Annotated in this window: 13 protein-coding genes; 10 read left to right on the forward strand and 3 right to left on the reverse strand. The window is 49.6% G+C overall.

Going from position 1 to position 13,989, the window contains the following annotated elements; all coding sequences use genetic code 11:
* The first annotated feature begins 27 nt into the window (after positions 1 to 27).
* The 9 genes from murC (at position 28) to mutT (ending at position 10,839) form a co-directional block, all read left to right on the forward strand.
* Positions 28 to 1,485: a UDP-N-acetylmuramate--L-alanine ligase gene (gene murC / locus M988_RS03590; protein ID WP_039190229.1), complete on the forward strand. Its 1,458-nt coding sequence runs from the start codon at positions 28 to 30 to the stop codon at positions 1,483 to 1,485.
* A complete protein-coding gene (locus M988_RS03595) occupies positions 1,478 to 2,398 on the forward strand; it encodes a D-alanine--D-alanine ligase (protein ID WP_008814592.1) in 921 nt (306 codons plus the stop codon). Before murC ends, M988_RS03595 begins: the two co-directional genes overlap by 8 nt.
* A gap of 1 nt (position 2,399) precedes the next feature.
* A complete protein-coding gene (ftsQ, locus tag M988_RS03600; RefSeq protein ID WP_008814591.1) occupies positions 2,400 to 3,266 on the forward strand; it encodes a cell division protein FtsQ in 867 nt (288 codons plus the stop codon).
* Complete coding sequence (gene ftsA, locus M988_RS03605) at positions 3,263 to 4,519, forward strand: cell division protein FtsA (protein WP_004094542.1); 1,257 nt, start codon at positions 3,263 to 3,265, stop codon at positions 4,517 to 4,519. Before ftsQ ends, ftsA begins: the two co-directional genes overlap by 4 nt.
* A 70-nt stretch (positions 4,520 to 4,589) precedes the next feature.
* Positions 4,590 to 5,750, forward strand: coding sequence for a cell division protein FtsZ (gene ftsZ, locus M988_RS03610; protein WP_004094540.1), 1,161 nt, complete (start codon positions 4,590 to 4,592; stop codon positions 5,748 to 5,750).
* Positions 5,751 to 5,862: 112 nt separating this feature from the next.
* Positions 5,863 to 6,780 (forward strand): UDP-3-O-acyl-N-acetylglucosamine deacetylase, encoded by a 918-nt coding sequence (gene lpxC, locus M988_RS03615; protein ID WP_004094538.1) that lies wholly within the window; start codon positions 5,863 to 5,865, stop codon positions 6,778 to 6,780.
* A 256-nt stretch (positions 6,781 to 7,036) separates the two neighbouring features.
* Complete coding sequence (gene secM, locus M988_RS03620) at positions 7,037 to 7,561, forward strand: secA translation cis-regulator SecM (RefSeq protein ID WP_039190226.1); 525 nt, start codon at positions 7,037 to 7,039, stop codon at positions 7,559 to 7,561.
* A 75-nt stretch (positions 7,562 to 7,636) separates the two neighbouring features.
* On the forward strand, positions 7,637 to 10,345 hold the full coding sequence (gene secA / locus M988_RS03625; RefSeq protein WP_004094534.1) for a preprotein translocase subunit SecA: 2,709 nt from the start codon (positions 7,637 to 7,639) through the stop codon (positions 10,343 to 10,345).
* Positions 10,346 to 10,443: 98 nt separating this feature from the next.
* On the forward strand, positions 10,444 to 10,839 hold the full coding sequence (gene mutT / locus M988_RS03630) for an 8-oxo-dGTP diphosphatase MutT (protein ID WP_008814589.1): 396 nt from the start codon (positions 10,444 to 10,446) through the stop codon (positions 10,837 to 10,839).
* A 57-nt stretch (positions 10,840 to 10,896) separates the two neighbouring features.
* On the opposite strand, the gene yacG is transcribed toward mutT, so the two are convergent.
* The 3 genes from yacG to coaE all read right to left on the reverse strand — a co-directional run bounded on the left by yacG (position 10,897) and on the right by coaE (position 12,524).
* Entirely contained in the window at positions 10,897 to 11,094 is a 198-nt protein-coding gene (yacG, locus tag M988_RS03635) for a DNA gyrase inhibitor YacG (RefSeq protein WP_008814588.1), read from the reverse strand.
* A 61-nt stretch (positions 11,095 to 11,155) separates the two neighbouring features.
* Positions 11,156 to 11,908: a cell division protein ZapD gene (zapD, locus tag M988_RS03640; RefSeq protein ID WP_004094527.1), complete on the reverse strand. Its 753-nt coding sequence runs from the start codon at positions 11,906 to 11,908 to the stop codon at positions 11,156 to 11,158.
* Entirely contained in the window at positions 11,901 to 12,524 is a 624-nt protein-coding gene (gene coaE / locus M988_RS03645) for a dephospho-CoA kinase (protein WP_020303575.1), read from the reverse strand. Before coaE ends, zapD begins: the two co-directional genes overlap by 8 nt.
* Before the next feature lie 393 nt (positions 12,525 to 12,917).
* On the opposite strand from coaE, the gene M988_RS03650 reads away from it, so the two are divergent.
* Positions 12,918 to 13,964 (forward strand): GMP reductase, encoded by a 1,047-nt coding sequence (locus tag M988_RS03650; RefSeq protein ID WP_039190166.1) that lies wholly within the window; start codon positions 12,918 to 12,920, stop codon positions 13,962 to 13,964.
* The last annotated feature ends 25 nt before the right edge of the window (positions 13,965 to 13,989 follow it).

Here is a 13,989-nt window from a genome sequence, read left to right on the forward strand (position 1 = left end):
ACTCAACAGCTCGCGAAACTGCGTACCATGGTGCCTGAGATGCGTCGCGTCCGGCACATTCACTTTGTCGGCATCGGCGGTGCTGGCATGGGCGGTATTGCCGAAGTGTTGGCTAACGAAGGTTATCAAATTAGCGGTTCTGATTTAGCACCGAATCCCGTCACGCAGCAGCTCACTGAGCTGGGCGCGCAGATTTATTTCCACCATCGCCCTGAGAATGTCAAAGATGCGAGCGTTGTGGTGGTTTCAACGGCAATCTCTGCGGATAACCCAGAGATTGTTGCCGCACGTGAAGCGCGTATTCCTGTGATTCGCCGTGCGGAAATGCTCGCTGAGCTGATGCGTTTTCGCCATGGTATTGCGATTGCGGGTACTCACGGTAAAACGACCACCACGGCGATGGTTTCCAGTATTTATGCCGAGGCAGGTTTAGATCCGACGTTTGTGAACGGTGGATTAGTCAAAGCCGCTGGCACACACGCGCGTTTAGGTTCTAGTCGTTATCTGATTGCGGAAGCAGATGAAAGTGATGCATCGTTCCTGCACTTGCAGCCAATGGTGGCTGTGGTAACAAATATTGAAGCCGATCATATGGATACTTATCATGGCGACTTCGAAAATTTGAAGCAGACGTTTATCAACTTCCTGCACAATTTACCGTTTTATGGCCGTGCAGTGATGTGTATTGACGATCCTGTCGTGCGTGAGCTACTGCCGCGTGTTGGTCGTCATATTACGACCTATGGCTTCAGCGAAGATGCGGATGTACGTATTGAGTCGTACCAGCAGAATGGCGCTCAGGGAACGTTCTTTATCTGTCGTCAGGATAAGCCTCGTTTGGCGGTAACGCTAAATGCGCCAGGGCGCCATAACGCTTTGAATGCGGCAGCAGCCGTTTCTGTTGCGACAGAAGAAGGGATTGCGGATGAGGACATTCTACGTGCGTTAGAGGGCTTCCAGGGCACCGGGCGCCGCTTTGATTTCCTCGGCGAGTATGCGCTCGAGAATGTGAACGGCAAAGAAGGTAAAGCGATGCTGGTTGATGACTACGGACATCATCCTACCGAGGTGGATGCCACCATTAAAGCCGCTCGTGCGGGATGGCCTAATCGTCGTCTGGTGATGATTTTTCAGCCTCATCGTTTCACTCGTACTCGTGACCTGTATGACGATTTTGCAAATGTGTTGTCTCAAGTTGACGTATTGCTGATGTTGGATGTTTATTCCGCTGGCGAGACGCCTATTCCGGGAGCTGATAGCCGTTCATTGTGTCGCACCATTCGCGGCCGCGGCAAGTTGGATCCAGTTTTGGTTTCCGACGCTGCAACCTTGCCAGCAACGCTGGCACAGTTTTTACAAAATGACGACCTGATTTTGACTCAGGGCGCAGGAAATATCGGCAAAGTGGCGCGAACTTTGGCTGAGCAGAAACTGCAGCCGATTAACGTTGACAGAACAAGTACGGATGAAAAACATCATGGCTGAGAAAGTTGCTGTATTACTGGGTGGTACCTCCGCAGAGCGTGAAGTGTCTTTGCAGTCAGGCCAAGCGGTATTAAAGGGTCTGATAGAGGCCGGTATTGATGCGCATCCGGTTGATATTAAAGACTTCCCTGCGACGCAGTTGAAAGATGCAGGATATGACAAAGTCTTTATCGCCCTTCATGGCCGTGGTGGCGAAGACGGAACTCTGCAAGGCGTTTTGGAGTTTTTGCAACTGCCTTATACCGGTAGTGGTGTGATGGCCTCCGCCTTAACGATGGATAAGCTGCGTACCAAGCTGGTTTGGCAAGCATCAGGCCTGCCTGTTTCGCCTTTTGTTGCTATCAGTCGTGCACAGTTTGACGAAGGCTTAACGCAAGAGATGCTGGTTGCATTGAATGCGTTAGGTTTACCGCTGATTGTTAAGCCAAGCCGCGAAGGTTCTAGCGTTGGTATGAGCAAGGTGAGCGATGCCAGTGAGTTTGATGATGCCCTCGTAGAAGCCTTCCGTCATGATGATGATGTTCTGGTAGAGAAATGGCTGAGTGGTCCCGAATACACCGTCGCCTTCTTGGGTGAAGAGATTTTACCGTCGATTCGTATACAAGCGCCGGGAGTATTCTATGATTATGAGGCTAAGTATTTGTCTGATAAGACCGAATACTTCTGTCCAAGTGGTTTGAGCGAAGATCGCGAACGCGAACTAGCCGAGTTGGCACGTAAAGCTTATAAGTCGCTCGACTGCAGTGGCTGGGGGCGCGTGGACGTCATGATGGATAGCGATGGCGAATTCTATCTGCTGGAAGTGAATACGGCTCCGGGTATGACTAGTCATAGTTTGGTTCCAATGGCGGCGCGTCAGTCTGGGCTGAGCTTCTCTCAGCTAGTTGCCCGCATCTTGGAGCTGGCTAACTGATATGTCGCAGGCAGCCCTGAACACTCGCGACCGTGAACCGGCAGGTTCAGGCCAACGCCGTAGTGGTGCAGGCCTGCGTCGCAGTAATGGTATTCGTTTGTTTGGTATGATTTTTTTATTAATCGTACTGGGTTCAATCGTGGTTAGTGGCTGGATGGTGGTGAGCTGGATGAAAGACGCCAGCCGTATGCCACTCTCCAAGCTAGTGGTGACTGGAGAGCGTCATTTCACTAAGAATGACGATATCCGACAGGCCATTTTGTCATTGGGTGCCCCTGGCACATTTATGACGCAGAACGTTGATGTGATCCAACAGCAGATAGAGCGTTTACCGTGGATTAAGCAGGCTAGCGTGCGTAAGCAGTGGCCTAACGAACTTAAAATTCATCTGGTTGAGTATGTTCCAGTTGCTCGTTGGAATGACTTACGGTTGGTTGATGCTGAAGGTAAGCCATTCAGTGTACCGGCAGAGCGTACGATACAGCAGAAAATGCCGCTGCTGTATGGTCCCGAAGGCAGTGAAAATGATGTGCTGGAAGGGTATCGCTCAATGAGTCAGGAACTGGCGAAAAATAACTTTAAGCTGAAAATGGTGTCAATGAGTGCGCGTCACTCATGGCAGTTAGGTCTAGAGGATGACATTCGTCTTGAGCTGGGACGTGATGATCCATCTGGGCGCTTAGCGCGGTTTGAGGAACTTTATCCCGCGCTACAGCAGCAGGCGCAGGCAACAAACCAACGTATTAGCTACGTTGATCTGCGCTATGACACCGGCGCAGCCGTGGGATGGGCTCCAGCGCCGATTGACACGCAGACACAGCAACACGCTAATCAGCAACAGAATCAGGCACAGGTTAAACAACAATGATCAAGTCGACGGACAGAAAACTGGTAGTTGGACTGGAGATCGGAACGGCAAAAGTAGCCGCTCTGGTAGGGGAAGTTCTGCCCGATGGCATGGTCAATATCATCGGTGTGGGGAGTTGCCCATCCCGTGGCATGGACAAAGGTGGCGTTAACGATCTGGAATCCGTCGTTAAGTGTGTCCAGCGTGCCATTGATCAAGCCGAATTGATGGCAGATTGCCAAATTTCTTCGGTCTATTTAGCGCTATCTGGCAAACATATCAGCTGCCAGAACGAAATAGGGATGGTTCCTATTTCCGAAGAAGAAGTGACGCTGGAAGATGTAGAAAACGTTGTCCACACCGCGAAGTCCGTTCGCGTACGTGATGAGCACCGTGTTCTGCATGTTATTCCGCAGGAATATGCGATTGACTACCAAGAAGGCATCAAGAATCCGGTTGGGCTCTCGGGCGTGCGTATGCAGGCTAAAGTTCATCTGATTACCTGCCATAATGATATGGCTAAGAATATTGTCAAAGCCGTTGAGCGCTGTGGCCTCAAGGTTGATCAACTGATTTTTGCCGGACTTGCAGCGAGTTATGCTGTATTGACCGAAGATGAGCGCGAACTGGGCGTTTGTGTGGTAGATATCGGCGGTGGCACCATGGATATGGCAGTCTATACCGGTGGAGCCCTGCGTCATACCAAGGTTATTCCTTATGCGGGCAATGTGGTCACGAGTGATATTGCCTACGCATTCGGCACTCCGCCAACCGACGCAGAAGCTATCAAGGTTCGCTACGGTTGTGCAATGGGAACGTTGGTGAGCAAAGACGAGAGCGTTGAAGTGCCAAGCGTTGGTGGTCGTCCGCCACGTAGCCTGCAACGTCAGACCTTGGCTGAAGTTATTGAGCCTCGTTATACCGAATTGTTGAATCTGGTGAATGATGAAATTCTGCAGTTGCAGGAACAGCTTCGCCAGCAGGGTGTAAAACATCATCTGGCTGCAGGGATTGTTTTGACCGGTGGTGCCGCGCAGATCGACGGACTGGCAGCGTGTGCGCAACAGGTGTTCCATACGCAGGTGCGTATTGGACAGCCTCTGAATATCACCGGCCTGACAGATTATGCGCAGGAACCTTACTACTCAACGGCGGTTGGGTTACTGCATTACGGAAAAGAGTCGCACCTTAGCGGTGAGGCTGAAGTAGAAAAAAGAGCTTCAGTCGGCAATTGGTTCAAGAAAATCAATGGCTGGCTGAGAAAAGAGTTTTAATGTTTAAAAAAAGAGATCATCCTTACGCGTTAATGATCTCGAAGCGACAGGCACAAAACGGAGAGAAACTATGTTTGAACCAATGGAATTAACCAATGACGCGGTGATTAAAGTCATCGGCGTCGGCGGCGGCGGTGGCAACGCCGTAGAGCACATGGTGCGTGAGCGTATCGAAGGCGTTGAATTCTTCGCGGTTAACACCGATGCTCAAGCGTTGCGTAAAACGGCTGTTGGCCAAACCATTCAGATCGGTAGTGGAATCACTAAAGGTCTGGGGGCGGGTGCGAACCCAGAAGTAGGTCGTAACTCTGCAGAAGAAGACCGTGAAGGTCTGCGAGCTGCATTGGAAGGCGCTGATATGGTATTTATCGCAGCCGGCATGGGCGGCGGTACAGGTACCGGTGCTGCGCCAGTTGTGGCTGAAGTTGCTAAAGATTTAGGTATTCTGACTGTTGCTGTTGTGACTAAGCCTTTCAATTTTGAAGGCAAGAAGCGCATGGCGTTTGCAGAGCAGGGTATCGCTGAACTGTCCAAGCACGTGGATTCCCTGATCACTATCCCGAACGACAAATTATTGAAAGTTCTGGGTCGTGGTATCTCCCTATTAGACGCATTCGGCGCCGCTAACGACGTACTGAAAGGTGCGGTACAGGGTATTGCGGAACTGATTACACGCCCAGGTCTGATGAACGTTGACTTTGCGGACGTGCGTACCGTGATGTCCGAAATGGGCTATGCCATGATGGGATCGGGTATTGCCTGTGGCGAGGACCGTGCAGAAGAAGCGGCTGAAATGGCTATCTCTTCTCCACTGTTAGAAGATATCGATCTGTCTGGCGCACGCGGTGTGCTGGTTAACATCACCGCGGGCTTCGACCTGCGTTTGGATGAGTTCGAAACCGTAGGTAACACCATTCGCGCATTTGCTTCTGATAATGCAACTGTCGTTATCGGTACTTCTCTGGATCCAGAGATGAACGATGAACTGCGTGTTACCGTCGTTGCAACCGGTATCGGCATGGATAAGCGTCCTGAGATCACTCTGGTTACCAGTAAACAGGCTCCACAGCCAGTTATTGACCAGCGTTATCAGCAGCATGGCTTATCTCCGTTGCCACAAGAGAGTAAACCTGCAGCAGCGAAAGTCGTTAATGACCAAACTGCTCAGGGGAGTAATAAAGAACCTGACTATCTGGATATTCCGGCCTTCTTGCGTAAGCAAGCAGACTAATTTGCTCAGATATTTGGCATCTCCGCTCTTTGTGCTAAACTGTCCCGCCGCCCCTAGTATAAAATTACTTTGCTAGAGGTGGTTGGATGGATAAACACTGCGAGATAAAACGATGATCAAACAACGGACATTAAAACGTATTATTCAGGCGACTGGTGTCGGTCTTCATACCGGCAAAAAGGTCACACTGACTATGCGCCCAGCCGCGGCTAACACCGGGGTCATCTATCGTCGCACTGACTTGAATCCACCGGTTGATTTTCCGGCTGATGCAAAATCCGTGCGTGATACCATGCTCTGTACTTGCCTGGTTAATGAGCATGACGTACGTATTTCTACCGTAGAACATCTGAACGCCGCATTAGCGGGCTTGGGTATCGACAACTTAATTATTGAAGTTGACGCGGCAGAAATCCCTATCATGGATGGCAGCGCCAGTCCTTTCGTGTATTTGTTGTTAGAAGCAGGTATCGAAGAGCTGAACTGCGCGAAGAAATTCCTTCGCTTGAAGCAGGCTGTGCGTGTTGAAGATGGTGATAAATGGGCTGAACTGTCTCCGTATAACGGTTTCAGCTTAGACTTTACCATTGACTTCAATCATCCAGCGATTGATTCCAGCTCACAGCGTTATCGGATGGATTTTTCCGCCGAATCGTTTGTGCGCCAGATTAGCCGTGCACGTACTTTTGGTTTTATGCGTGATATCGAATATTTACAGTCCCGTGGGTTGTGCCTGGGCGGTAGCTTCGATTGTGCCATCGTAGTGGACGATTATCGCGTCCTCAACGAAGATGGTCTGCGTTTTGAAGACGAATTTGTTCGTCACAAAATGCTGGATGCCATTGGTGACTTGTTCATGTGTGGACATAACATCATTGGTGCATTCACCGCATACAAATCAGGTCATGCATTGAACAACAAACTGTTACAAGCAGTATTAGCTAAGCAGGAAGCTTGGGAATACGTAACGTTTGAAGATGATGCCGAAATGCCAATCGCATTCCGTGCACCAACAACAGTTTTAGCTTAACGCTGACTGTTTCTGATCACGACTGGCGGAGTTAGTACTCTCTCCGGCTAATGAAGCCAGTCGTTCTAATTTTTATTCCTATTTTTTCTTTTTCTCCTGCTATCTTCATTTCTGTTTTTCATTTCTAAGCAAAATATACCGTCTTTATCGTATTAATATGGCTTCCCACGTCTGTGATTGATTAATCCTGATGTCGATTGATGATAATAATGGTAAAATCTTCCGCCTATGTGTGGTGGAAACACGGAAATTTAATGTGATTGGTATTCTCAATCGTTGGCGACAATTTGGCAGACGCTATTTTTGGCCGCATCTCCTTTGGGGGATGGTCGCGGCTACGCTTGGCGTGCCTAATGCGTTAGCGAATACTGAGCAGACCAAGGTTGCCGACCCATCCACCAGCTTGCAGCGCCTAATCAACGCTCACAACACCAATGAGTTTTCTTGGTTGCAGGCTAGCAAACGTCGCGGTAGCTTCCAATCCATAGACTATTGGCACCAGCACGCACTGCGAACGGCTATTCGTCATTTAAGCTATCGAATGACACCGCAGGTTACTGCCGAACCAGCTAATGATATTCAGGTTGATGAGCTGCATGCTCAGCAACTGGTTTTACTCAGTTCTCTAAGCTCGTTGTTAACGTTACAGCCAGCGATCACGCCATCTACCCCCGTTCTACTGATGCCCATGTTGGATACTGCGCCGAATGCGCATGCTCCAGCACTTTGGGTCGCTCAGGTTCAAGGCATTCGTGCTGGACCGCAATTGCGTTATATCTAATCGCTTGTATTACCCTCTCATCATTATAAATTTGGGCGATTGTGAAGTATCGCTCGCTAAGAGATATTAGGACTTATGTTAATCAAATTATTGACCAAGGTTTTTGGTAGTCGTAACGATCGTACCTTGCGCCGTATGCGCAAAGCTGTAGCTCTGATTAATCAGATGGAACCGGAGATGGAAAAACTCTCCGACGACGAACTGAAAGCAAAAACTAACGAATTCCGCGAGCGTTTGGCAAAAGGTGCAACGGTAGAAAGCCTGTTGCCAGAAGCCTTTGCAACCGTACGCGAGGCGAGTAAACGCGTATTTGGCATGCGTCACTTCGACGTGCAGTTGTTAGGTGGTATGGTTCTGAACGATCGCTGTATCGCGGAAATGCGTACCGGTGAAGGTAAAACGCTGACGGCAACTCTGCCTGCTTATCTGAATGCGTTAAGTGGCAAAGGCGTGCACGTGGTTACCGTGAACGACTACTTGGCACAGCGTGACGCCGAAAATAACCGTCCACTGTTCGAATTCCTCGGCCTTTCTGTTGGTATCAACTTGCCGGGTATGACCGCGCCAGCGAAACGCGCAGCCTACGCTGCGGATATCACCTATGGTACGAATAACGAATACGGTTTTGACTATCTGCGTGACAACATGGCGTTTAGCCCTGAAGAACGCGTTCAGCGCAAACTGCACTATGCGCTGGTGGATGAGGTTGACTCCATTCTCATCGACGAAGCGCGTACGCCGCTTATCATCTCTGGTCCGGCTGAAGATAGCTCTGAGATGTACATCCGCGTTAACAAGCTGATCCCTAAACTGATCCGTCAGGAAAAAGAAGACTCCGACACCTTCCAGGGTGAAGGCCACTTCTCCGTTGATGAAAAAAGTCGTCAGGTTAACCTGACCGAACGCGGTCTGATCTTGATTGAAGAAATGCTGGTTGAAGCCGGCATTATGGAAGAAGGGGAGTCACTGTACTCTCCGGCGAACATCATGCTGATGCATCATGTTACTGCGGCATTGCGTGCGCATGTGCTGTTTACCCGCGACGTTGACTACATTGTTAAAGATGGCGAAGTCATCATCGTCGATGAACATACTGGGCGTACCATGCAAGGCCGTCGCTGGTCTGATGGCCTGCATCAGGCTGTTGAAGCTAAAGAAGGCGTTGAAATTCAAAACGAAAACCAAACGTTGGCTTCAATTACCTTCCAGAACTACTTCCGTCTGTATGAAAAGCTGGCGGGTATGACCGGTACTGCAGATACCGAAGCGTTCGAATTTAGCTCCATTTACAAGTTGGATACCATCGTTGTCCCTACTAACCGCCCAATGATCCGTAAGGATATGCCTGATCTGGTCTATATGACGGAAATGGAAAAGATTGGAGCCATTATTGAAGACATCCGCGAATGCACCAAACGCGGACAACCTGTGCTGGTTGGTACTATTTCCATCGAAAAATCGGAAGTGGTTTCTCAGGAACTGACTAAAGCAGGCATCAAGCACAACGTTCTGAACGCTAAGTTCCATGCTAAAGAAGCGGATATTGTTGCCAACGCAGGTCTACCTAGTGCTGTGACCATTGCCACTAACATGGCCGGACGTGGTACCGATATCGTGTTAGGGGGTAGCTGGCAAACTGAGGTCGCCGAGCTGGTTGAGCCGACGGATGAGCAGATCGAAGAAATTAAAGCTGCGTGGAAAATTCGTCACGACGCGGTTCTTGCTGCAGGTGGTTTGCATATCATCGGTACTGAGCGTCATGAATCTCGTCGTATCGATAACCAGCTACGTGGCCGTGCGGGCCGTCAGGGTGACGCCGGTTCTTCTCGCTTCTACCTGTCTATGGAAGATGCCTTGATGCGTATCTTCGCGTCTGACCGTGTCACTGGCATGATGCGCAAACTGGGTATGAAACCGGGTGAAGCGATTGAGCATCCATGGGTAACTAAAGCGATTGCTAATGCGCAGCGTAAAGTGGAAAGCCGTAACTTCGATATTCGTAAGCAATTACTGGAATATGATGATGTGGCAAACGACCAACGTCGTGCCATTTACTCCCAGCGTAATGAACTGCTGGATGTGAGCGATGTGAGCGAAACCATCACCAGCATTCGTGAAGACGTATTTAAAACGGTTCTCGATACTTACATTCCACCGCAGTCGCTGGAAGAAATGTGGGATATCGATGGTCTGCAAGAGCGCCTGAAAAACGACTTTGATTTGGAAATGCCGATCAAAGAGTGGTTGGATAAAGAGCCAGAACTGCATGAAGAAACTCTGCGTGAGCGTATCTTCCAGCAGGCCGTTGAAGTGTATCAGCGCAAAGAAGAAGTTGTGGGCGTAGAAATGATGCGCAACTTCGAGAAAGGCGTGATGCTGCAAACGCTGGACTCCCTGTGGAAAGAGCATTTGGCCGCGATGGATTATCTGCGTCAGGGTATTCATCTGCGTGGTTATGCGCAGAAAGATCCTAAGCAGGAATACAAACGTGAATCCTTCGCGATGTTTGCTGCCATGCTTGAATCACTGAAATATGAAGTGATCAGCGTTCTGAGCAAGGTTCAAGTACGCATGCCAGAAGAAGTTGAAGCGATGGAGCAGCAGCGTCGTGAAGAGGCTGAACGTTTGGCTCGCCAGCAGCAACTGAGCCACGTTGACGATGAAACCGTAGCGGCACAGTCTCTGGCATCACAGACCGGTGAGCGCAAAGTGGGCCGTAACGATCCATGCCCATGTGGTTCTGGTAAAAAATACAAACAGTGCCATGGTCGTCTGCAAGGCTAATCGCGTAGCACATTGATCTGTTGGCTATAAGGGATACGCATTTGCGTGTCCCTTTTTCTTGTCAATAGCGACGAGAATTTGAATAAAAGGAATAAGCTATGAGCCTAAAGCATCTGCACATTGCGGTCGGTATTATCCGTAATGATGAGGGAGAGGTTTTTATTACTCGCCGCGGTGGTGACTCACATTTATCCGGTTTATGGGAGTTCCCAGGTGGAAAAATTGAAGCTAATGAGAGTCCCGTGCAGGGCTTGTATCGTGAGTTGCTGGAAGAGACAGGTATCGAAGTGCGAGATTGTGAATTACTCTGCCAGCTCGATCATCGGTTTAGCGATCGCATAGTGACCTTGTATTTCTATCTGGTGACGGATTGGGATAAAACGCCGTATGGGCGAGAAGGGCAGCCAATGCGCTGGGTGCATCAGCATCAGCTCAAGGCCGAAGAGTTTCCTGAGCCGAACAAACCGATCATTGAGCAGCTTAACCGCGCTTAAGAATGGTTAGCGCAGGCAACTGCTCTGCGCTATCTATAAGAAGAGCCAGCGATGCGCTTATTGCTGTTCTTCACTCCAATCATCGCTTTCTGAGAGATCAGGATTGCTCGGAATTCGTTTCTCTTCATCCGCCCATTCGCCTAAATCAATCAATTGGCAGCGTTTGCAGCAAAATGGTCGATAAGGACTTTGCTCGCCCCAGACTACGGATTTGCCACAGATCGGGCAGTTCACCGTCATAATTTCATCTGTCATTTCATTTTTCCTTTCTTGGTTCACGTGCACTGTTTCTGCCTTGCGAACCTTTGATGCATTTTTAGCAGCAGGCCAGATCAAACTTCAAACGCTCTGGAACAACGCCGTGTTCGCTATCAAGCGGTAAGAAGCGGATCGCAAACCGAGTTTTATGCCCGGACACTTGCGGATAAACCTGTAAATCTAGCGCGATGTTCATCCGTAGCAGGTCTGCATCTTCAGCATTGTCTTGATAAAAACCATTCAGGCTGATCATCGGTTTGAAAACGCCAGAATTACGGATCAGGCTTAGGATCAACGTCAAGGTTGCAGATAACGGCTCGAGGGATGTCAGCCAAGAATCCACCAACTCATCGCGAACGTCTTGCGGCTGATGAAGCCAAATGTGCAGTGTTGGCAGATCAAAACTACAGCAGCCGCCAGGGATCCCCAAGCGTTGACGAACCAAGGCGATTAGGCGATCCTCACGTAGTTGCTGGCCGATGCGCGGTGCCGCCATCAGGGTTGCGGCCTGATTCTTCAATTGACTGCGTAACTGGCGGATCATCTCCTGATCGACACCGGGAACCTCAGTCCATTGCAACAGTTTACGTTGCTGTCGTTCGAGTTCTTTTAGTAACTCGGTGCGAACTTCGCCACGCTCGAGAACATCGAGTAAATCAGAGGTGGTTCGAAAAAAAGCCAGTGCGCCAGTGATATCTTGAAGATGTCTATGTTGCTGTAATTGTTGAAGTAAAAAGTCAATCCGTAGCCAAGTACGCATTTTTTCATTTAGCGGATGTTCAAACAAAACAGTAGTAGATGTATCACTCATGGTGTGGATCCTGTTGGGTCGCTGCCGCCAAACTCAAATAATGACGATGCAGTGAGGCAACGCGCGGAGCGATGGTTTCAGGGCTGCCGCTGTTCTCAATAATATCATCAGCACAGGCCAAGCGTTGGGCGCGCGTTGCCTGTGCTGCCAAAATGTTCTCGGCCTGTTCGCGAGAAATGCCGTCGCGAGCCATAGTGCGTTGAAGCTGCACGTCTGGATCGACGTCAACGACCAATACGCGGTGTGCTCGTTTAGATAGCCCATTTTCAACCAGTAGCGGGACGACCCACAGGGCATAGGGGGCAACAATCGCAGCCAGCAGACGTTGAGTTTCTAGATGAATCAAAGGATGGAGTAGACCATCAAGCCACTGTTTTTCCTGTGGCTGATTAAAAATAACTTCTCGTAAAGCCGCTCGGTTGAGGGCACCATCATTTTGTAAAATCTCTGGGCCAAAGTGCTCAGCAATTTTTTGCAGCGCTGGAGCGCCGATAGCGACAACCTGTCTGGCAATGATGTCTGCATCAACCACAGGAACGCCCAATTGATTGAACGCCTCCGCAACAGTGCTTTTACCACTGCCGATCCCCCCAGTTAATGCCACGATGTAAGTCATCACGCCACCTTTACATAGCTGATTAGCCAAATAATGCCGGTTGGTTAACCTTTAAATTCACCCACAATGGATGAGAGAAATAAATGACATGCGAATCATAATGGTCTTAGCGCCAAGTGCAAGCAAGGATCTTATTGACTCTGTTTATTTTGAGACAAAAACAGGTGGAGGCAGAAAATTCCCGCTTGGCGGTGAAGAAATGTGATGCAGATGGGGTTGGCAGAATTGGATAAATTTGTAGGAGTGTAACCTAAATTTTGATGAAAAAGCAGTCTTGCCGATATGGAATTCTTGCGTATGATAACGTCACTGGAACTGGCGTCATGTAATAACCAAACGTTTGCATGATTGCATTCCCTGCGAATCGTCGCCGTTAACCAGGAAACCAAACACATGCGTATTGAAGAAGATCTGAAGTTAGGCTTTAAAGATGTCCTGATCCGCCCTAAGCGTTCAACGCTGAAGAGTCGCTCCGAAGTTGAGCTTGAGCGTGAGTACACCTTTAAGCATTCAGGATGGAAGTGGTCCGGCGTTCCGGTTATCGCAGCCAATATGGACACCGTAGGCACTTTCCGCATGGCTGAAGCACTCGCTTCTTTCGATGTTCTCACCGCAGTACACAAACACTATAGCGTAGAGCAGTGGCAGGCGTTCGTTCAGCGTTCTTCTGAAAGCGTTCTGCGTCATGTCATGGTTTCAACCGGAACCTCTGAAGCTGACTTCCAGAAAATGAAACAGATTCTGGCGCTATCTCCCTCTCTAAAATTTATCTGCATCGATGTCGCTAACGGCTATTCTGAGCATTTCGTTGCATTCCTACGTAAGGCGCGTGAAGCTTGCCCAGACAAAGTGATCTGTGCGGGGAACGTCGTGACTGGGGAAATGGTTGAAGAGTTGATCCTGTCTGGCGCAGATATTGTGAAAGTCGGTATCGGTCCAGGGTCTGTATGTACCACGCGTGTAAAAACCGGTGTGGGTTATCCTCAGCTGTCTGCCGTTATTGAATGTGCTGATGCTGCCCATGGTCTGGGCGGACAAATTGTTTCTGACGGCGGTTGTACCGTACCGGGTGATGTTGCTAAAGCGTTTGGCGGCGGCGCCGATTTTGTGATGTTGGGCGGGATGCTGGCAGGGCATGACGAGTGCGAAGGTCGTATCGTTGAAGATGAAAGCGGCGACAAATTCATGCTGTTCTATGGTATGAGCTCTGAATCTGCGATGAACCGCCATGTAGGCGGCGTTGCTGGCTACCGTGCAGCAGAAGGTAAAACGGTGCGTCTACCCTTGCGTGGCCCAGTCGATAACACTGTTCGTGATATTTTGGGCGGTCTGCGTTCAGCCTGTACCTATGTGGGCGCTGAGCGTCTGAAAGAGCTGACTAAACGTACGACGTTCATCCGCGTGGCTGAGCAGGAGAACCGCGTGTACGGCTCCAACTAAGTCTATCGTTTTATCTAGGCAGCCA

This window comes from Hafnia paralvei ATCC 29927 (genome assembly GCF_001655005.1).
Taxonomy (GTDB): Bacteria; Pseudomonadota; Gammaproteobacteria; order Enterobacterales; family Enterobacteriaceae; genus Hafnia; species Hafnia paralvei.

What these genes read in the sequence shown, in the direction of transcription:
- zapD (WP_004094527.1), bottom strand. Translation starts at nt 11,908, where the DNA reads ATGAGTGATACATCTACTACTGTTTTGTTTGAACATCCGCTAAATGAA.
- ftsQ (WP_008814591.1), top strand. Translation starts at nt 2,400, where the DNA reads ATGTCGCAGGCAGCCCTGAACACTCGCGACCGTGAACCGGCAGGTTCA.
- M988_RS03595 (WP_008814592.1), top strand. Translation starts at nt 1,478, where the DNA reads ATGGCTGAGAAAGTTGCTGTATTACTGGGTGGTACCTCCGCAGAGCGT.
- lpxC (WP_004094538.1), top strand. Translation starts at nt 5,863, where the DNA reads ATGATCAAACAACGGACATTAAAACGTATTATTCAGGCGACTGGTGTC.
- M988_RS03650 (WP_039190166.1), top strand. Translation starts at nt 12,918, where the DNA reads ATGCGTATTGAAGAAGATCTGAAGTTAGGCTTTAAAGATGTCCTGATC.
- secA (WP_004094534.1), top strand. Translation starts at nt 7,637, where the DNA reads ATGTTAATCAAATTATTGACCAAGGTTTTTGGTAGTCGTAACGATCGT.
- mutT (WP_008814589.1), top strand. Translation starts at nt 10,444, where the DNA reads ATGAGCCTAAAGCATCTGCACATTGCGGTCGGTATTATCCGTAATGAT.
- yacG (WP_008814588.1), bottom strand. Translation starts at nt 11,094, where the DNA reads ATGACAGATGAAATTATGACGGTGAACTGCCCGATCTGTGGCAAATCC.
- ftsZ (WP_004094540.1), top strand. Translation starts at nt 4,590, where the DNA reads ATGTTTGAACCAATGGAATTAACCAATGACGCGGTGATTAAAGTCATC.
- murC (WP_039190229.1), top strand. Translation starts at nt 28, where the DNA reads ATGGTGCCTGAGATGCGTCGCGTCCGGCACATTCACTTTGTCGGCATC.
- coaE (WP_020303575.1), bottom strand. Translation starts at nt 12,524, where the DNA reads ATGACTTACATCGTGGCATTAACTGGGGGGATCGGCAGTGGTAAAAGC.
- ftsA (WP_004094542.1), top strand. Translation starts at nt 3,263, where the DNA reads ATGATCAAGTCGACGGACAGAAAACTGGTAGTTGGACTGGAGATCGGA.